Source organism: Flavobacterium sp. CLA17, from assembly GCF_013112255.2.
Lineage (GTDB): Bacteria > Bacteroidota > Bacteroidia > Flavobacteriales > Flavobacteriaceae > Flavobacterium > Flavobacterium circumlabens.
This window is the reverse complement of sequence record NZ_CP068294.1, coordinates 482,018-499,462: the sequence shown is the minus strand read 5'-3', so window position 1 is coordinate 499,462 and position 17,445 is coordinate 482,018. Positions and strand designations below refer to the sequence as shown.

Annotated in this window: 21 protein-coding genes and 1 pseudogene; 10 read left to right on the top strand and 12 right to left on the bottom strand. The window is 34.8% G+C overall.

Annotation, left to right across the window (positions count from 1 at the left end; genetic code table 11):
- Nucleotides 1–38 precede the first annotated feature (38 nt).
- Together HAV12_RS02100 and HAV12_RS02095 are read left to right on the top strand one after the other, a co-directional pair.
- Nucleotides 39–461, top strand: coding sequence for a hypothetical protein (locus tag HAV12_RS02100; protein ID WP_171568265.1), 423 nt, complete (start codon nucleotides 39–41; stop codon nucleotides 459–461).
- 88 nt (nucleotides 462–549) lie between these two features.
- Nucleotides 550–1,044: a septal ring lytic transglycosylase RlpA family protein gene (locus HAV12_RS02095; RefSeq protein ID WP_171568264.1), complete on the top strand. Its 495-nt coding sequence runs from the start codon at nucleotides 550–552 to the stop codon at nucleotides 1,042–1,044.
- Between the two features lie 30 nt (nucleotides 1,045–1,074).
- Here the strand turns inward: HAV12_RS02095 and HAV12_RS02090 are convergent, their stop codons facing one another.
- Nucleotides 1,075–1,530 carry a DinB family protein gene (locus HAV12_RS02090; RefSeq protein ID WP_171568263.1) on the bottom strand — a complete coding sequence of 152 codons (456 nt, stop codon included), beginning with the start codon at nucleotides 1,528–1,530 and terminating at the stop codon, nucleotides 1,075–1,077.
- A 78-nt stretch (nucleotides 1,531–1,608) separates the two neighbouring features.
- Between HAV12_RS02090 and HAV12_RS02085 the strand changes: the two genes are divergently transcribed.
- The 5 genes and pseudogenes from HAV12_RS02085 to nadD all read left to right on the top strand — a co-directional run bounded on the left by HAV12_RS02085 (nucleotide 1,609) and on the right by nadD (nucleotide 4,813).
- The gene (locus tag HAV12_RS02085) at nucleotides 1,609–1,959 is read left to right on the top strand and encodes an arsenate reductase family protein (RefSeq protein WP_132037215.1); all 351 of its coding nucleotides are present in this window, start codon (nucleotides 1,609–1,611) and stop codon (nucleotides 1,957–1,959) included.
- 274 nt (nucleotides 1,960–2,233) lie between these two features.
- Nucleotides 2,234–3,094 (top strand): YicC/YloC family endoribonuclease, encoded by an 861-nt coding sequence (locus HAV12_RS02080; protein WP_171568262.1) that lies wholly within the window; start codon nucleotides 2,234–2,236, stop codon nucleotides 3,092–3,094.
- Between the two features lie 91 nt (nucleotides 3,095–3,185).
- Nucleotides 3,186–3,758: a guanylate kinase gene (gene gmk / locus HAV12_RS02075; RefSeq protein WP_171568261.1), complete on the top strand. Its 573-nt coding sequence runs from the start codon at nucleotides 3,186–3,188 to the stop codon at nucleotides 3,756–3,758.
- Between the two features lie 54 nt (nucleotides 3,759–3,812).
- Nucleotides 3,813–4,170 (top strand): annotated as a pseudogene (locus HAV12_RS02070) (four helix bundle protein).
- Nucleotides 4,171–4,231: 61 nt separating this feature from the next.
- A complete protein-coding gene (nadD, locus tag HAV12_RS02065; RefSeq protein WP_171568260.1) occupies nucleotides 4,232–4,813 on the top strand; it encodes a nicotinate (nicotinamide) nucleotide adenylyltransferase in 582 nt (193 codons plus the stop codon).
- Between the two features lie 162 nt (nucleotides 4,814–4,975).
- Here nadD and HAV12_RS02060 read toward each other — a convergent pair whose 3' ends face one another.
- From HAV12_RS02060 to HAV12_RS02020, 9 genes are all read right to left on the bottom strand, one after another.
- Nucleotides 4,976–6,445, bottom strand: a complete 1,470-nt coding sequence (locus HAV12_RS02060; protein ID WP_171568259.1) for a nicotinate phosphoribosyltransferase — start codon at nucleotides 6,443–6,445, stop codon at nucleotides 4,976–4,978.
- Between the two features lie 25 nt (nucleotides 6,446–6,470).
- Nucleotides 6,471–7,199, bottom strand: coding sequence for a metallophosphoesterase (locus HAV12_RS02055; RefSeq protein ID WP_171568258.1), 729 nt, complete (start codon nucleotides 7,197–7,199; stop codon nucleotides 6,471–6,473).
- 3 nt (nucleotides 7,200–7,202) lie between these two features.
- The gene (locus HAV12_RS02050; protein ID WP_171568257.1) at nucleotides 7,203–7,745 is read right to left on the bottom strand and encodes an RNA 2'-phosphotransferase; all 543 of its coding nucleotides are present in this window, start codon (nucleotides 7,743–7,745) and stop codon (nucleotides 7,203–7,205) included.
- Nucleotides 7,746–7,754: 9 nt separating this feature from the next.
- The gene (locus HAV12_RS02045) at nucleotides 7,755–8,282 is read right to left on the bottom strand and encodes an NADAR family protein (RefSeq protein ID WP_171568256.1); all 528 of its coding nucleotides are present in this window, start codon (nucleotides 8,280–8,282) and stop codon (nucleotides 7,755–7,757) included.
- Nucleotides 8,283–8,285: 3 nt separating this feature from the next.
- Nucleotides 8,286–9,107, bottom strand: a complete 822-nt coding sequence (locus HAV12_RS02040; RefSeq protein ID WP_171568255.1) for a TIGR02452 family protein — start codon at nucleotides 9,105–9,107, stop codon at nucleotides 8,286–8,288.
- Nucleotides 9,104–9,931, bottom strand: coding sequence for a ribose-phosphate diphosphokinase (gene prs, locus HAV12_RS02035; RefSeq protein ID WP_171568254.1), 828 nt, complete (start codon nucleotides 9,929–9,931; stop codon nucleotides 9,104–9,106). Before prs ends, HAV12_RS02040 begins: the two co-directional genes overlap by 4 nt.
- A 73-nt stretch (nucleotides 9,932–10,004) precedes the next feature.
- Nucleotides 10,005–10,697: an NUDIX domain-containing protein gene (locus HAV12_RS02030; RefSeq protein WP_171568253.1), complete on the bottom strand. Its 693-nt coding sequence runs from the start codon at nucleotides 10,695–10,697 to the stop codon at nucleotides 10,005–10,007.
- Nucleotides 10,698–10,810: 113 nt separating this feature from the next.
- The gene (locus HAV12_RS02025; RefSeq protein ID WP_171568252.1) at nucleotides 10,811–11,167 is read right to left on the bottom strand and encodes a PKD domain-containing protein; all 357 of its coding nucleotides are present in this window, start codon (nucleotides 11,165–11,167) and stop codon (nucleotides 10,811–10,813) included.
- Between the two features lie 125 nt (nucleotides 11,168–11,292).
- Nucleotides 11,293–12,198 (bottom strand): LysR family transcriptional regulator, encoded by a 906-nt coding sequence (locus HAV12_RS02020; RefSeq protein ID WP_171568251.1) that lies wholly within the window; start codon nucleotides 12,196–12,198, stop codon nucleotides 11,293–11,295.
- A gap of 86 nt (nucleotides 12,199–12,284) precedes the next feature.
- Here HAV12_RS02020 and HAV12_RS02015 point away from each other — a divergent pair, with 86 nt between their 5' ends.
- The 3 genes from HAV12_RS02015 (at nucleotide 12,285) to HAV12_RS02005 (ending at nucleotide 15,668) form a co-directional block, all read left to right on the top strand.
- Nucleotides 12,285–13,049: a type 1 glutamine amidotransferase domain-containing protein gene (locus tag HAV12_RS02015; protein WP_162304652.1), complete on the top strand. Its 765-nt coding sequence runs from the start codon at nucleotides 12,285–12,287 to the stop codon at nucleotides 13,047–13,049.
- Nucleotides 13,050–13,152: 103 nt separating this feature from the next.
- Entirely contained in the window at nucleotides 13,153–14,310 is a 1,158-nt protein-coding gene (locus HAV12_RS02010; RefSeq protein ID WP_171568250.1) for an iron-containing alcohol dehydrogenase, read from the top strand.
- A 362-nt stretch (nucleotides 14,311–14,672) separates the two neighbouring features.
- Complete coding sequence (locus tag HAV12_RS02005; RefSeq protein ID WP_132037199.1) at nucleotides 14,673–15,668, top strand: NAD(P)H-dependent glycerol-3-phosphate dehydrogenase; 996 nt, start codon at nucleotides 14,673–14,675, stop codon at nucleotides 15,666–15,668.
- A gap of 169 nt (nucleotides 15,669–15,837) precedes the next feature.
- Here the strand turns inward: HAV12_RS02005 and HAV12_RS02000 are convergent, their stop codons facing one another.
- Both HAV12_RS02000 and pheS read right to left on the bottom strand, forming a co-directional pair.
- Nucleotides 15,838–16,245 (bottom strand): hypothetical protein, encoded by a 408-nt coding sequence (locus tag HAV12_RS02000; RefSeq protein WP_171568249.1) that lies wholly within the window; start codon nucleotides 16,243–16,245, stop codon nucleotides 15,838–15,840.
- Between the two features lie 137 nt (nucleotides 16,246–16,382).
- On the bottom strand, nucleotides 16,383–17,402 hold the full coding sequence (gene pheS, locus HAV12_RS01995) for a phenylalanine--tRNA ligase subunit alpha (protein WP_132037197.1): 1,020 nt from the start codon (nucleotides 17,400–17,402) through the stop codon (nucleotides 16,383–16,385).
- Between the last annotated feature and the right edge of the window lie 43 nt (nucleotides 17,403–17,445).

The following is a 17,445-nucleotide window of genomic DNA, read 5'->3' as shown; positions in this document are numbered from 1 at the left end:
GTTTTTTGCTATATTTGTTTTAACAAAAAATCAACTTTATGTACAATTTTTTACAAAAATTTCACTCTGGCTGGGCTTATTTAGCTTTACTACTTTTATTAATTGCAGTTGTAAATGCCATCATTGGTTTTACTTCTAAAAAAGAATTTACAGCTAAAGACCGAAAAATAGCATTGTTTGCCTTAATTGGAACCCATACACAATTATTGATTGGTTTAATTCTTTATTTTGTATCTCCTCTTGGAAAAGCAGCATTTGGACAAATGTCTAATGCAGAATTAAGATTAACGTCATTAGAACACCCGTTAATTAATCTTATCGCGATCGCATTGATAACTATCGGATGGTCAAAACATAAAAAATTAATTAATAGCGAGGCTAAATTCAAAACTTTTGCTATTTATTACGGATTAGGATTATTGCTTATTTTAAGCAGAATCCCATGGAACCTTTGGTTCTAAAAACCAATTAAAGCCCTAAATCAATAGGGCTTTTTTTATCTCGGCATATTATTTGTACAAACTCCCCAAGTCTGAAAAAAAATAACCTATGAGAAGTAAAAAAAACACTACCTTATCTTTATTTGCAGTTACATTTTTTAGTTGTTTAATGACTATAATGAGTCAAAACAAAACAGCAGAAGAAACCCCTAAAATTATTCAGGACACAATAAAAGTAGGAAAGTTATCAGTCCCACCCATGCAAATGGATTCTATATTTACTGATAATGGCTTAAAATTAAAAGCTTACAAAAAAAACGCACACGCATCCTATTATGCTGACAAATTTACAGGAAGAAAAACAGCAAACGGAAGCAGATTCGACAATAACAAATACACCGCAGCACACAAAAAACTTCCGTTTGGTACCAGAATAAAAGTAACCAACGAAGCCAACGGGAAATTTGTAATTGTAAAAATCACAGATCGTGGTCCATTTGTAAAAACACGCGAATTAGACCTCTCCAAAAGAGCTTTTATGGAAATAACAAAAAGTAAAGGCGCAGGTGCGATGAAAGTAACAATAGAAAGAATAATAGAATAATAAAAAATCCCGCAATTGCGGGATTTTTATTTAAACCAACTTTCTAATACTCATGATAATTCCGGTATGAATACCTTCATGATAATTAACGAAATTAAATGCATCCTCAAGAGTATTTAAATCAAATCCCATACTTGTTTTATAGGCATTGTAAGCAACGAAAGTTCCCGCTTCAAAATCTTTTATCGTTTGATTTAAAGTAGAAGAAAGCAACACTCTAACTTCATCGGCTTCAGCTTGTGTAACATCTCCTTCCGGCTTGGTGCCTTTTGAATACTTTGCTACAAATTCGTCTGAAACCTGCATCTTTAAACCGGACAATTTATAAACTAAAACCTGTTGCGATGCGATGCAATGTGCAATATTCCAAATCAGATTATTACTAAATCCGTCCGGAATTTTATTCAATTGCTCTAACGAATGATTATCCAAAACCTTTAGGAGAATATTCCTGATGGTTTTTTGCACTTCAAAAACTGAATCCATAATTTTAATTTTTTTATAAAATTAACCATTTTTATATTTCAAATGGATTTTCTTTGTACTCAAATAAATTCAGATATCATGAACAAAATATACTACCTCGCTTCTTGCGATACCTGCCGAAAAATCATCAAAAGTTTACCGAAAGACCATAATTTGGTTTTTCATGACATTAAGCAAAACCCAATCACCGAAGCAGAATTAGAAGAAATGTATCAGCTTGCGGGAAGTTACGAAGCTTTGTTCAGCAAAAAAGCACAGTTGTACAAATCAATGGATTTAAAAGATAAAAATCTTACTGAAGCCGATTTTAAAAAGTACATTCTGGAACATTACACTTTCATCAGTCGTCCGGTATTTATTATTGATGAAAAAATTTATATTGGTAATACGCAGCCTGTTACATTGCAGGTTATGAAAGCATTATCTTAAAAAAAAGTTAGTTACAAATTACACTAATTAGCACAAATTATTTGTTTAGCTTAACAACGCCAAAGATTAAAAGATTTTCACAGATTGTAAAAATCCATACAATTATTTTAATCTGTGGCAAAAGAAAAACCAGTAATTCACACTAATTAAATTCGTGCTAATTATTGTAATTCGTGGCGAAAAAACTTTAAGTCACTCAGTACACAACTGATTAGTGATTTAAAACCCAAGACTGCAAACTTTTATTTATCTTTGCGCCTTTATACTCAATTATATGATACAATCTATGACAGGGTTTGGCAAAGCTTCTTTGCAATTGCCTACAAAAAAAATTACCGTCGAAGTAAAATCCTTAAATAGTAAAGGTTTAGATCTAAACGTAAGAATGCCCTCGCTTTATCGCGAAATGGAATTAGGTTTACGAACTTTTATCTCTACAAAACTCGAAAGAGGAAAGATTGATTTTGCGATTTACATTGAAAGCACTGCTGAACAAACTTCGACTAAGGTAAATGTTCCTGTTGTAAAAAACTACATCGCCCAACTTCAGGAAGTTTATCCTGATGCAGACGAAACGGAATTAATGAAAATGGCGATTCGTATGCCGGACACCTTAAAAACGGAGCGTGAGGAAATCGATGAAAATGACTGGGAGCAAATTCAGGTTATCATTGAAGAGGCACTTCAAAATATCTTAAACTTCAGAAGAGATGAAGGCGAATCACTTGAAAAAGAATTCAATCTGAGAATCGGAAACATCCGTCAATATATGACTGATGCCCTGGCTCTTGATCCGGAACGCGTTCAGGCTATCAAAGATCGTTTACAAACTGCTATTTCTGAATTGAAAGTAAATGTTGATGAAAACCGTTTTGAGCAGGAATTAATCTATTATCTTGAAAAATTAGATATCACAGAGGAAAAAGTACGCCTAACGAATCATTTGGATTACTTTTTAGAAACAATTAAAGGAACGGAAGCCAATGGTCGTAAATTAGGTTTTATTACGCAGGAAATGGGTCGTGAGATCAATACAATGGGTTCTAAATCAAATCACGCCCAAATGCAGAAACTGGTTGTGATGATGAAAGATGAACTGGAAAAAATTAAGGAACAGGTTTTAAATGTGTTGTAAACGCAATAAGCTTTAAGCTATAGGCTATAGGCAGAAAAACGAAACGAATAAAGCTGAAAGCATATCGCCCAAAGCCTAAAGTATATATTTAATGAACAAAGGAAAATTAATTGTCTTTTCGGCACCTTCGGGATCAGGAAAAACAACTATAGTAAGACATTTACTGGGGAAAGAGGATTTAAATTTAGAATTTTCTATCTCAGCAGCTTCCCGCGACCCTCGCGGAGAAGAAGCTCACGGAACAGATTATTATTTTATTTCGTTACCGGAATTTAAAAAACACATTAAAGCCGAAAATTTCCTGGAATGGGAAGAAGTCTATCGTGACAACTTTTACGGTACTTTAAAATCCGAAATTGAGCGTATCTGGGCTTTAGGAAAAAATGTAATTTTTGATATTGATGTTGCCGGTGGATTGCGTATCAAACACAAATTTCCGGAGCAGACTTTAGCTGTTTTTGTAAAACCTCCAAGCGTAGACGAACTAAAACGCAGATTAAAAGAGCGTTCTACTGAAAGTGATGACAAAATCAATATGCGAATCGCAAAAGCCTCTGTTGAATTGGCAACGGCACCGCAATTTGATACGATTATAAAAAACTACGATTTAGATACGGCTAAAGAAGAAGCTTATCAATTGGTGAAAGCTTTTGTTTCCAAATAGGCCTTAGTTTTTAGTCCTTAGTTCTAAAGACTAAAACTAAATTTTAAAATTTAAATGAGCGGAATTAAATCATATAAAGAATTACTTATTTGGCAAAAAGGGATCAAAATTGTTGTTTTAGTGTATAAACTAACAAAGAGTTTTCCCAAAGAAGAAATATATGCCCTTACAAGCCAATTAAAAAGAGCCAGTGTCTCAGTTCCTTCAAATATAGCAGAAGGTTTTGGACGCCAGAGTGATAAATCATTTTTTAAATATTTCCAGAGGTTCATTAAACGAAATAGAAACACAACTAATTATAGCAAAAGAATTAGAATTTATTTTTGATAATGTCTTATTCAATGAGATTATATTTTTGATTGAAGAAGAAAGCAAAATGATAAATGCTTTTTCAAGAAACCTAAAAGACTAATATAAAATCCCAACACTTAGAACTAACGACTAAGTACTAAAAAACTAAGTACTAAAACAAAATGAAAATAGGTCTTTATTTCGGAACGTATAACCCCATTCATGTTGGTCATTTGATCATTGCCAATCATATGGCTGAGTTTGCCGACTTAGATCAGATTTGGATGGTTGTCACGCCACATAATCCGCTGAAGAAGAAAGCAACTTTATTAGAGGATCACCAACGTTTACAAATGGTTTTTCTGGCGACGGAAGATTATCCAAAAATTAAACCTTCTGACATTGAGTTTAAATTACCGCAACCCAATTACACGGTAAATACCCTGATTCATTTGCATGAAAAATATCCAACTCATGATTTTTCATTAATTATGGGGGAAGACAATCTGAAAACGCTACATAAGTGGAAAAACTACGAAGTCATTTTAGATCATTATGACATATACGTTTATCCCCGCATTTCAGAAGAAGAGGAAAGTATTGAATTAAAATCGCACCCAAAAGTTCATATTATTGATGCTCCAATTGTGGAGATTTCTTCTACTTTTATCCGAAACAGCATCAAGGAAGGAAAAAATATTCAGCCACTATTACCTCCAAAAGTCTTGGAATACATCGATCATAATAATTTTTATAAGAAATAAAAAAGTTTCATTTTACACAATCTTGTCATTTCGACCAAAGGGAGAAATCACATAAAGTAAAGACACACAGTACGTCGCTCCCTGGATGTGATTTCTCCCTTCGGTCGAAATGACAGACCGGAATAAAAAAAGCCTGAATTTTAAATTCAGGCTTTTTAGTTTTTATGCTTCTACATTTATCTTGATTTTTACTCGATTTCGAATCTCACTTAGCGACTGATCAACCAAAAGTTTTCCATCCCTGAAAACTTCTTTAAGTTCTCCTTTTTGCTCCTCTTCCCAGGAAACATTATCCGTTAGATGATAAACTCCATCGACTAAATCAATTTTCATTAATCCTTTGGCTGATTTTTTAGTTCCGTCATCCGTGATCGGATCTTTAAAAATGGCTCTGCCTGCTCCGTTTACTTCACCATATGTAGCTTTCATTGCAAAACCAAAAGTATCTCGCGTATTGTACTGATAGGTGAAGGAACCAATTCCAAGAACAACATTAGTGGATGCAAATCCTTTTAATTTTAATTTTTCGCAGATTTGAGTAGCTCTGGCAACCGTAATACTATCACCGTAAATGGCACCAATCTGTGGTACCAATTCTTTGAACCCTTTAGCATTTACAGTTCCGCCAAAAACATCCCAAAGCAATTCGATTACACCTTTCTTTTCCTGTTCCGTTTTACCATTTGGGTTTCCGCAGATAATATCTACCGGATCACCACTGTCAGGACGAATTACTACTTTACCTTCTCTGCCAACAATTTCTTCTTTTAGTCGCGGCAGATAATCGGTTAGTACTTTCCACAAATCCCAGGTATCCGAAACAATAGAAACAATTCCTTTTGGATAAACTTCAGAAATCAATCTCCTGAAAGTTTCATATTCACCCTCTGTCGTTCCCATGCACATTACAGAGTGCTCTGTAGCCGCTACCGAACCCGCGACTAATTCAACATCTGAATTGGCATTGTAATATTCTTCCAGGAAATCGATAGCAGGAATAGTATCAGATCCTGTAAAACTTAATAAATGTCCGGCTGAAGACGTTACCGAAGCTTCGATTCCCCCCATTCCTCTCATAGAGAAATCATGTGCCTGCCAGTCGACAAATTCCGGAACTGAAGACGTTTCCCCGGCATATTTATCCAGTACTTTTCTGTACTCTTTTGCAATTGTAGCAGAATTACACGGAAGCCAGACTACTGCAGAAAGCAAGGTTTCAAAATAATTGGTCAGCCAGAAAAACTCCGGAAGTGTGTTGAACATGGTAAACATTGGCACGCGAATCGGCACACTCGCACCTTCCGGCAATGCTTTAAAGACCATCGGAATATATCCTAAATCATGCAAATCTTCGATATGTTTGGTTCCAACCAGGTTTTCGCCTAAATAATTATTGATTCTTCGGGCATATTTTTTTACCACTTCTTCTTTCGGCTGTTTGAAAAAATGCAATTCAAAATCCTGAATAATATACTTTTTGATAAAATATTGCAATCCGAAAAACACCACTTCCTCAACACCTTCAATTCTGGATTTTCTGGGTGTCCAGTTAGAGTATACTAGTGTTGTACCGGTTGGATATTGTCTTCTGTGGTCTACTTTGTAACCGTCTGTTAATAATAGTGGGTTCATATATGTATTAGTTAATTTAATAGGTTTAATTTCTTCCTTTTTCGTTTGGATATAATTCTTTCAATACATCACTTTGGTACACTATTTTTGTGTCAACATCTATACATGACAATTTTCCATAAAACCCCGCTCCCGTATCGATATTCCATACATTGCATCCTTGCATAGGAACATCAATTCCGTAATTTAAAGTTGGTGTGTGACCGATATAAATCTCATTAAAAAGCAATAATCTTTTTGGATAGGAAAGTGAATCTTTCTGAATGCGCTTATCCATTGTTAAAGCCATCTCCCACAAGGTTCTGTCCCAGGAATAATTAGTTGAATAATGTTCTTTCTCCGGACCGTGCATTGAAGAAAAACCGGCATGAATAAATAATCTGTTTTGTTCGTCTATGAAATAATTTTTCATATTTTTAAAAAACGACAAATGATTCTCCTTTTGTTCTAAAGAATAACGTTCATAACTTTTTATTGTACCGGAACCGCCATGTTTAGCCCAAACAGTATCTACATTTTCTGACTCGAGCCAGCCTTCGCACCAAATATCATGATTTCCTTTAATGAAAACACAAGTGTAGATTTTGCTTAAGTCAATGAGAAAATCAATTACCTGAGCCGATTCACTCCATCCGTCAACATAATCTCCTAAAAAAATTATGCGGTCGTTTGCAGTAATTTCAACTCTTTCCAAAATCTGAACAAATGCTCTTAATCCTCCATGAATATCTCCTATGACTAAAGTTCTTTCCATAACTTAAAATTCAATGTATTTTGCCGGAACCTGATCTGTCAACCAAACATTATTTTCAGATAAATAAAATTTAAATCCGTCTTTGAACATTTCTCCGCTTCTAACAGTTAAAATCTGTGGAATTCCTCTTCTACTTCCAACATTAGTCGCAGTTTCTCTATCTTTTGAAAGATGAACATGTTGACGGCTCATTTTTTGTAACCCTTCTCTTTTAATACTATCCAAAAACTTTCCAACTGTTCCGTGATATAAATATTCTAAAGGTTCTGTTTCTGCCAAATTTAATTCAACTGAAATCGAATGCCCCTGACTGGCTCTTATTTTCGTTTTATCCTCATTAAAAGTGAAACGTTTCTTATCATTGTTTTCTACAACATACTCTAAAAGTTCCATGTCTAACGAATTTCCGTTTTTGGAACATTTTTCAATCAATTCTTCTACATCTGCCCAGCCGTTTTCATCTAGTTTTAAACTAATGGTTTCCGGAGAATGTCTTAGTACAAGACTTAAGAACTTGCTTACGCTTTTTGCTGTTTTTTCATTCATAATTTCTAACTATTTCAATTCATCCCTAACCTCCATCAAAGCAAAACCTAAAAGATTTAATCCCTTCCATTTTTCGGGATTATGAATATCCGTATGATCGGCTGCCATTCCAATTCCCCAAATAGGATCAACAGGACTGGCTTCAACCAGAATTCTTTCGTTGGTATGAATAAGGAATTCTTTTAAAGCTGCATTCTGACTGAACTTGTAAAGATTCCCTTGTCGAACAATTTCAAACCTGTTTTCCAACCAAACCGTATCTACATAGTTTTTAACTTCACGGCCAAGTTTTTTAGCTTCAGCCGGAGAATTTGCGTGGATTATTTTTTCGGAAATTGCTTTGTCACCAAACAATTCGGCTTTCTTAGCCATCATCCAGTGTTCGGCAGTTTTATACGTTACATTATCAACTTCAAAAGGACTTAACCACCACTGGCTGAAACAGGTTTTAGAAATACTTCCGTCTTTGTTGGGCTGATGACCCCAGAAAAATAAAAACTTACTTTCCGCAGTTATATTTTCTATCTTATATTTCATTTTTTATTTTTTAAAAGCATCTTCGAAATGCCTGAAATTTGATTTTTTTTCAGAAGTGTCCAATACTGCAAAAACTATTTTTTTAAAAGCCCCTGCATATTTTTCTGAAATAATTTCTTTGAATAAATGTGCTACATCTTTTGACTCATTTCTAAAAACACCACATCCCCAGGCTCCCAAAATCAATGAGTCGATTTTTTGCTTTGAAGCAATGGCCAATACTTCATCCATTCTCTTTTTAAAAACCTTTTCTATTTGTACGATTTCTTCTTTCCTGTCATGTTGCAGCATCGCGCCTTTATTTGGTGCCGGCGATGTGATTATGTCTGCAACTAATGGCTTTTCAAGATAATTTCCGCTATCATCGTTCCAAAACAAAACATTGGGACTATAAATCATGTAATCTGAATATAAAAATGAAGATTGATTTTTATTAAAATCATACATCTTTTTATCTTTGATTTGCGTTTCATAAAGATTTGAAGACCTCGCCAAACTTTCTTCCTGAGCGGAAGCACCACCTAAAAATCCGCCGCCGGGATTTTTTGCGGAAGCGAAATTCAATACGCTAATTTTGCCATTTTTCTCTTGAAATATTGCTTCAATTGTCGAACAATTCTTTGTAACAATTTCTGTTTCAAACTTATTTTCAATTGGAATTTTCAATATTGCATCCCAATCTTCTGGCATAATTGTAAACGTATTTCCTATGGATTGTTTGAGTTCTTTTTCTATGTCAATCTTTTCCCCACTAAACTCATAAAAACCATTTTTCACAATTTCTAAGGTTTTATTGGCTATTTCTACTCTATAATTTTTATTCATAATTTCAATTTTACGACCTCCACCTTTTCATTGTCAAAATCTTTAAAAGAATTCGTTGTGAATATTTTTTCGAAGCAATCTAAAACTTCAAAACCTTTGTTGAAAATTCCGTGACTTACTGCCAGATATAATTTTCCTGCATTTTTGTTTTTTAATTCTTCTGCTAAACCGACAAATGTTCCTCCTCCGTCACAAATATCGTCTACAATCAGACAATCCATGCCCTGTAAATCGTCTTCATAGACTTTAAAACCAGATAGTTTTCCTGTTTTTACATCACGGCTTTTGCTGCACTCTACAACGTCAACAACTCCCAGAAATTCAGAAACTTTGTAGATTTTTTTCAAAGCGCCACCGTCGGGAGAAATTAATTTTACATCGTTGCCAATTGTCTTTATAACCGTTTGAATGAAAGTATGGTTTGGAATCACTTCGCAATTGTTAACCAATGCCGGTGTAACTTCAGAATGTGCATCAAAAACAAAAACTTTTTCTAACTGCATTCCGTTTATGATATCGGCATAGACTTTTACAGATAAAGGTTCCCCTTTGATCATTACCCGGTCCTGACGTGCTGCCGGAAAGTACGGAATAAAAAGACTGATCACTTTCACCCCCATCCGTCTTAAAGCATCTACTGTCAGGCACAATAACCCTAAATCATTAAATGAATTTAAACGGTGTGTGATTGTTATGGCCTCCTTACTATCGAAATCAGGATTAATTTTGATATGTGGTTCTCCTCCTGAAAAAGTGAAATTTTTAAATTCTATTTCTTTCTGACCAGTAAATGGTTTGAAGTTTGGGTCTAAGTTAAGTATCATAGTTTTTTGGTTTGCGTTAATTATACGCAAATATACATTTAATATTTTGTTGGACAATTATTTTGTGTAAAAATTACGCAAACTTTATTTCGAAATGAAAGCCCTTTTCAATTAATTCATTGTATTTCAATTTATTAAATCTGAAAAGTTTTGCCGGACGGCCGTTTTTTATCGGAGAAAAGTGCTCCGTTTGATCTAAAAAGCCGTAACTGAGTATTTTTTTTCTGAAGTTTCTTCGGTCAATTTCCTTTTCCAGAATCGTGCAGTACAGGTTTTCAAGATCCGAAAACAGAAACTCATCGGGCAGCAAATCGAAACCAATGGGTTCATAAGTTAGTTTTGCTTTTAGTCTTGCGATTGCACTTTTTACTATTAAATTATGATCAAAAGCCAAAGAAGGAATTTCATCTATTTTAAACCATTGCACTTTTTCGGCATCAGTATCTGCCTTAATTTCCAGATTTGAAGCATCGACCAGTGCATAATAAGCTACCGAAATAACCCGGTTTCTGGAATCTCTTTTAATATCATCCCCAAAAGTGTAAAGCTGCTCCATGAAAGTCAGCTGCACATTGGTTTCTTCATGCAATTCTCTTATAACAGCGTCGCTTAAAGACTCTTCCGGCTTTACTAATCCTCCCGGTAAAGCCCAATATTTCTCGGCTGAACCAAATTTCTGTTCGATTAAAAGCACGTACAAATTGTTGTTTTTATATCCAAAAACAATGGCGTCAACAGCAATACGAATATTTTGAAAATTCTCCATAATTAAAAAATCATATCTCACAAATATAACGAATGAGAGTCAATTTCATAATTTATTGCACAAGCATAAACCATAAAACTGACTCTCCTGAATATTTCTTTTCAATTAGCTTCCTACTCCACCGTCACGGTTCTCTTAGGGCTGGAAGTACATTCTGAACCATTTTTCTTAACTGTAACATCAGCTTTAGCCTCATAGGTTCCTGCAGAGGCATATATATGGGCGACAGCTGTACCGGTTCCGGTGCTGCCATCCCCAAAGTTCCATTTTACTGCGCTTAAAGTTCCTGTTCCGGTATATTCAACGGAATAATTCATGAGTTTAGGATTAACGGCATCGGTAGAATTATGTAACTTAATATAAATTGATTCGGCCAGACAATCTATTATCACCTCGTCGTCATGTTTACTGCAGGAATTAGTCATAAAAAACACCAGCGTAAGCATTAAAATTGTTGTGAGCTTTTTCATGATTGTTAAGTTTAGTGTTTGTTTGTCAAAATTATCCATTTAAACGCTAAATTCAAAACAAAATAGAAGAATTTTCATACTTTTTTAAAAGATAACAGAACTTCAATTGAAAACCATGATTCAAATTACAACCTGTTACCAAAAAACAATTTTAATTCTTTCGAAATACTATCAAAAAAGGAATTTACATTGTTGTTTTTAGCCGTCAGTACATACACGAATTCCTCCGGTACATGGAAACTATTCCACAACAACTGCAGCTTATTTTCTTTAATATATCTTCTTGCATTACAATTCCAGGTGATAGCAACCCCAGAGTTTCTTGACAACATTTCGAGCATTTCAGATTCTGACGGAATAATATAATTAGGAACCATCGAAGGTCTTTTTTTATTAAACGCATGCAGCCAGAATAATTTTATATGAGAAATTCTCGCGTCATGGCAATACCATTTTTGTTCATTAAGCCATTGTTCCGTTTCTGTATAATTATCTGTTTTTAAGATCTGACGGAATTTTTCGGCATCTAAATTTAGTGGTGCCACCATGACCAGCTTAATTTTTCCGACGATTTCATAAATAGTATCAAAGGTTTCAAATTGCTTTGTTACGATTGCGAAATCCAGTTTTTTAGCATCGACCAGGGCGAAAAGCGCATCATTATCTCCAAACGTAAAATCTATAAAGTCAAATTTTGAAATTAAAGTACTTCCTATGCTGTTAAACAAATCTTTTGAAACTCCAACAGAAATTAATCGCACCGAATCCTGGGCTTTTGCTCTAAAAGTGGTTTCGACATTTTCAAGGCGATCCAGTGCATCGATAATTAAATTATTGAGTAACTTACCGTACTCGGTAGCTTCTACGCCTTTTGATTTTCGATTAAATAATTTATTTCCAACATGCGCCTCCAGCATAGCAATCTGCTGACTTACAGCAGGCTGGCTCATAAACAATTCTTTGGCGGCAATAGAAAAATTACCATTTTTATAAACTGATTTAAAAGTTCTGTACCATTCGAGATTTACCATGACATAAATATATTTATAACAAACATAGTTTATTTTATTTTTACCAATATCACTAATGGCGTAAATTTGTTTAAAAATTAATGAACATGAAAAAAATAGCATTACTTGCGATCATAGCATTCACAGCCGTAAGCTTTTCCGCTACAGCTCAAAAATCAAATAAAAAAGGTATGAAAAAAGTATTATTTGTTGTAACCAGTAATGATAAACTGGGCAACACAGGAGAAAAAACAGGATTTTGGTCAGAAGAATTTGCTGCACCGTATTATGAATTATTAGATCAGGGAATCGAGATTACAATTGCTTCTCCACTTGGAGGTCAGCCGCCAATTGATCCTAAAAGTGCGGATCCTTCTTCTGCGACCGAAGACACAAAACGTTTCGATGCCGATAAAACATTACAGGAAAAACTAAAAAACACGCATAAACTTTCGACTATCAACCAGAAAGATTACGATGCTGTATTCTATCCGGGAGGTCACGGACCGCTTTGGGATTTAGTGGAAGATAAAAATTCAATTGCTTTAATCGAGTCTTTTTATACGCACAATAAACCGGTTGCTTTTGTTTGTCATGCTCCTGCAGTGTTGAAAAATGTAAAAGTAAAAGGTGAATATTTGGTTAAGGGTAAAAAAGTAACCGGTTTTACCAATGAAGAGGAAGAAGCAGTGGGCCTAACCAAAGTTGTTCCTTTCTTACTGGAAGATGCTTTAACTCAAAATGGCGCAAAATTCTCTAAAATAGGAAACTGGCAGCCTTACGCTGTTGAAGACGGACTTTTAATTACAGGTCAAAATCCCGCTTCATCTAAATTAGTGGCAGGTAAATTATTACAACAATTGAATAAATAAGGCACTAAGGTTCTGAGTTGCTAAGGTGCTAAGATTTTGGTATCTTTTAAAAAACTTAGAGACATAGTGCCTCAGAACCTTAGCACCTAAAAAGAAAAAAAACATGCTAAACTTTGAATTATACAATCCGACGAATTTGATCTTCGGAAAAGGACAAATCGAAAAACTTTCCACATTAGTTCCAAAAGAGGCTAAAATTCTTTTGGCTTATGGAGGAGGAAGTATTTTTAAGAACGGAATTCACGAACAGGTCATCAGCAACTTAAAAGGTTTTGACATTGTGGAATTTGGGGGAATTGAACCTAATCCACATTTTGAAACTCTGATGAAAGCTGTTGAAGTTATTAAAGCCGAAAAAATCGACTTTATCTTGGCAGTTGGCGGTGGTTCTGTTATTGACGGTGTGAAATTTATTTCGGCTGCCGTAAATTTTGAAGGAAATCCGATTGATATTCTACAAAAACGTTTGCTGATTAAAGAAAATGCAGTGCCATTTGGAACTATTTTGACATTGCCTGCAACGGGAAGCGAAATGAATTCCGGATATGTAGTAACAATTAAAGCAACTCAGGAAAAATTAGCTTCTGGCGGAAGTGCTTTATTTCCAAAATTTTCTATTTGTGATCCAACGGTTATTGAATCTTTGCCAAAAAGACAAATTCAAAACGGTGTTGTTGACGCTTATACACACGTAATGGAACAATATTTAACGTATCCGCACGAAGGTTTTTTACAAGACAGGATTGCGGAGGGAATTTTACAGACTTTAATTGAAGTTGGCCCAAAAGTAGTTGAGAATCCAACGGATTATGCTTTGGCTTCGAATTTTATGTGGAGCTGTACGATGGCTTTAAACGGTTTGATTCAGAAAGGAGTTCCTTCTGATTGGGCAACCCATATGATTGGCCACGAATTGACAGCTTTGTACGGTATTGATCATGCCCGAACTCTGGCGATTATAGGCCCAAGTTTGTATAACGTAATGTTCGATACCAAAAAAGAAAAATTAGCCCAGTACGGAAGACGTATTTTCAATTTGACTGGTTCTGATGACGAAGTGGCAAAAGAAGCGATCAGTCAAACTGTTGCTTTCTTCCATACTATGGGAATGGACACCAAATTATCGCAATACACCAACGACTATGACAAAACCGCTGATTTCATTGTAAATCGTTTTGATGAAAGAGGCTGGAAAGGTCTGGGAGAAAAACAACTGATTACTTTAGACAAAGTAAAAGCTATTGTAGAGATGAGTTATTAGTTTTGAGTCGCAGTTTACAGTCTCAGTTGAATACCGTACTGTACACTAAATACTGAGACTGTAAACTGCGACTCAAAAGATAAGATACAAAAAAAGGCGTTCTTAATTTATTTAGGAACGCCTTTTTAAAATACTAAAACAAAACTAACTAACTCAATTTTTGCTAAACTCATTAAAATTCTAATTTGTAAATACTTAGAACGTACGGATTACAATTTTATTGTGTTCCTGTTAAAATATTTTCATCTTTATTTTAAAGTCCCTGAAAACCATTGCAATTAAAGCACGTTTTTAAATTTCTTAAATCAGATTTTGTATTATTACTACATTATTAAGTACTTTTGTTTTAAATTATTAAAATAATGAGCGAAAATTTAAAATTTGCAGTAATTGGAGGAGGAAGTTGGGCCACGGCCATTGCAAAAATGCTTTGTGTAAATCTTTCCGAAATTGCGTGGTACATGCGCAACGATGCTGCCATAGAACACATTGAAAAATACAAACACAATCCAAATTATTTAAGTTCGGTTGAATTTGACACCAAAAAACTTAAACTGACCAATAATATAAATGAAGCTGTTGAATATGCAGATTATGTAATCTTTGCAATTCCTTCCGCTTTCCTGGATGCTGAACTTAAAAACCTAACGGTTTCTTTAGCTGATAAAATTATTTTTTCTGCTATTAAAGGTATTGTTCCGGAAACCAGTTTAATCGTTGGGGAACATTTCCACATTCAATACGACATTCCTTATTATAATATTGGTGTAATCACAGGTCCCTGCCACGCTGAAGAAGTAGCATTAGAAAGACTTTCTTATCTGACCATTGCCTGTGGTGATCCTGATAAAGCCAGTATTGTGGCCAAATCACTTTCCGGAAATTACATTAAAGCCAAAATTTCAGATGATATTATCGGTACAGAATATGCTGCAATGCTTAAAAACATTTATGCTATTGCTGCCGGAATTGCACATGGTTTAGGCTATGGAGATAATTTTCAATCGGTTATGATGAGTAACGGAATTCGTGAAATGAAGAAATTTATCAGAAAAGTACATAAAATGAAACGTAACATCAATGATTCTGCTTATTTGGGCGATTTATTGGTTACAGGATATTCTGTATTTTCGAGAAACAGAATGTTCGGAAACATGATTGGAAAAGGGTATACGGTAAAAAGCGCCATGATGGAAATGAGCATGGTGGCCGAAGGGTATTACGCCACCAAAAGTGCCTATAAACTAAATCAGGGTTATGGTGCCAAAACGCCAATTATAGATGCCGTTTACAGCATTTTATATGAAGGAAAAGACGCCAAATCGGTTTTCAAAAAACTAACGGAGTCTTTGGATTAAATTTTTAAGAATACAGAACATAGAGTATAGAATATAGATTCTTATCTCTGAACATAAAAAAAGAGTCAGGACTTATTAATTTTGTCTTGAATCCTTCTTCTTTTATCTATTTTCTAAACTAATTTATTTATTCTATACTCTATGTTCTTTATTCTATACTCTATTTTCTCTACTTCACCATCACCCCATCCAAAAACAAAATCGGCACTTCTTCCGTATTGTTTTCGTTGATTAGGTTAGATTTGAAGATGAATTTCTTGTCGTATAACGTATTTCCGATAAAGAACGTTACCATGAATTCGTTATTTAGCACCAAAAGGCTTTTTTCAATCATTTCGATTTTCACTACAGAAACAGCAGGAACTTCAACAAAAGCATGACGTAAAACAGACGTTTTTTTCATTTCGCCGTCTATTGTTCCAAATGCTTTAGAAACGACCATTACGCTGTCTAAATTAAAGTCGCTGTCGTTGATCAGATAAGCGTACCATACTTTTTCCATAAAATCATCGCTCCATTCCTGAACGGCAGCAAGGAATACATTTTCTACTTCCGGGATTGTTATGTCTTTTTTCATTTTTGTTAAAAGCTTTAAAACCTTTGTCAAAGTCTAAACTTCAACAAAGGTTTATTGTATTGTAATTAATAAAGATTAACGACTTTAAATCTTCCAGATTAATCTGAAATCTAAAGTCTTACATCTAATATCTGGAATTATATATTCGATTTAAATTGCTCCAGGAAACGAACGTCATTTTCGTAAAACATACGGATATCGCCAATTTGATACAACAACATCGCGATACGCTCCACTCCCATTCCGAAAGCAAAACCGTTGTATTCATCCGGATTGATATCACAGTTTTTAAGAACGTTTGGATCTACCATTCCGCATCCTCCAATTTCCAGCCAGCCTGTTCCTTTTGTGATACGATAATCGGTTTCGGTTTTTAAACCCCAGTAAATATCAATTTCGGCACTTGGTTCTGTAAACGGGAAATAAGACGGACGTAAACGGATTTTTGATTTTCCGAACATTTCTTTGGTGAAATAAAGCAAGGTCTGCTTTAAATCTGCAAACGAAACGTCTTTATCGATGTACAATCCTTCTACCTGATGGAAAATACAGTGCGAACGCGACGAAATAGCTTCGTTACGAAAAACACGTCCCGGAGAAATCGTACGGATTGGCGGTTTGTTATTTTCCATGTAGCGCACCTGTACAGATGAAGTATGCGTACGCAACAACACGTCAGGATTGGTCTGAATAAAAAAGGTATCCTGCATATCACGTGCCGGATGGTATTCCGGTAAGTTTAAAGCGGTAAAGTTATGCCAGTCGTCTTCGATTTCCGGTCCTTCGGAAACGTTGAATCCGATGTTCGCGAAAATATCTATAATCTGATTTTTAACTATCGAAATAGGATGACGTGAACCTATAATTACCGGTTCAGCCGCACGTGTTAAATCACCAAAAATCCCTTTAGACTCTTCTTTGCTTTCTAATGCGTCAACAATTGCTTTTACTTTATCTTCAGCGGTTGTTTTTAATGCATTTATAACTTGTCCGAATTCTTTCTTCTGATCGTTTGGTACGTTTTTAAATTCAGCAAAAAAGTCATTCAAAACGCCTTTTTTTCCTAAGAATTTAATACGGAATGCTTCCAGCTCTGCAGCATTTTCTGTTGAAAAAGCTTCTGCTTCGCCAATATAGTCTTTTATCTTATCTATCATTTTCCTTCAATAATTGAGAATACAAATTTACATAATTTGTTTC

Coding starts and splice junctions, on each gene's coding strand:
- HAV12_RS02005 (WP_132037199.1), top strand. CDS start 14,673: ATGAGCGAAAATTTAAAATTTGCAGTAATTGGAGGAGGAAGTTGGGCC.
- gmk (WP_171568261.1), top strand. CDS start 3,186: ATGAACAAAGGAAAATTAATTGTCTTTTCGGCACCTTCGGGATCAGGA.
- nadD (WP_171568260.1), top strand. CDS start 4,232: ATGAAAATAGGTCTTTATTTCGGAACGTATAACCCCATTCATGTTGGT.
- HAV12_RS02020 (WP_171568251.1), bottom strand. CDS start 12,198: ATGGTAAATCTCGAATGGTACAGAACTTTTAAATCAGTTTATAAAAAT.
- HAV12_RS02050 (WP_171568257.1), bottom strand. CDS start 7,745: ATGAATGAAAAAACAGCAAAAAGCGTAAGCAAGTTCTTAAGTCTTGTA.
- HAV12_RS02095 (WP_171568264.1), top strand. CDS start 550: ATGAGAAGTAAAAAAAACACTACCTTATCTTTATTTGCAGTTACATTT.
- HAV12_RS02045 (WP_171568256.1), bottom strand. CDS start 8,282: ATGAAATATAAGATAGAAAATATAACTGCGGAAAGTAAGTTTTTATTT.
- pheS (WP_132037197.1), bottom strand. CDS start 17,402: ATGATAGATAAGATAAAAGACTATATTGGCGAAGCAGAAGCTTTTTCA.
- prs (WP_171568254.1), bottom strand. CDS start 9,931: ATGATACTTAACTTAGACCCAAACTTCAAACCATTTACTGGTCAGAAA.
- HAV12_RS02015 (WP_162304652.1), top strand. CDS start 12,285: ATGAAAAAAATAGCATTACTTGCGATCATAGCATTCACAGCCGTAAGC.
- HAV12_RS02100 (WP_171568265.1), top strand. CDS start 39: ATGTACAATTTTTTACAAAAATTTCACTCTGGCTGGGCTTATTTAGCT.
- HAV12_RS02030 (WP_171568253.1), bottom strand. CDS start 10,697: ATGGAGAATTTTCAAAATATTCGTATTGCTGTTGACGCCATTGTTTTT.
- HAV12_RS02090 (WP_171568263.1), bottom strand. CDS start 1,530: ATGGATTCAGTTTTTGAAGTGCAAAAAACCATCAGGAATATTCTCCTA.
- HAV12_RS02060 (WP_171568259.1), bottom strand. CDS start 6,445: ATGAACCCACTATTATTAACAGACGGTTACAAAGTAGACCACAGAAGA.
- HAV12_RS02055 (WP_171568258.1), bottom strand. CDS start 7,199: ATGGAAAGAACTTTAGTCATAGGAGATATTCATGGAGGATTAAGAGCA.
- HAV12_RS02010 (WP_171568250.1), top strand. CDS start 13,153: ATGCTAAACTTTGAATTATACAATCCGACGAATTTGATCTTCGGAAAA.
- HAV12_RS02085 (WP_132037215.1), top strand. CDS start 1,609: ATGAACAAAATATACTACCTCGCTTCTTGCGATACCTGCCGAAAAATC.
- HAV12_RS02080 (WP_171568262.1), top strand. CDS start 2,234: ATGATACAATCTATGACAGGGTTTGGCAAAGCTTCTTTGCAATTGCCT.
- HAV12_RS02000 (WP_171568249.1), bottom strand. CDS start 16,245: ATGAAAAAAGACATAACAATCCCGGAAGTAGAAAATGTATTCCTTGCT.
- HAV12_RS02040 (WP_171568255.1), bottom strand. CDS start 9,107: ATGAATAAAAATTATAGAGTAGAAATAGCCAATAAAACCTTAGAAATT.
- HAV12_RS02025 (WP_171568252.1), bottom strand. CDS start 11,167: ATGAAAAAGCTCACAACAATTTTAATGCTTACGCTGGTGTTTTTTATG.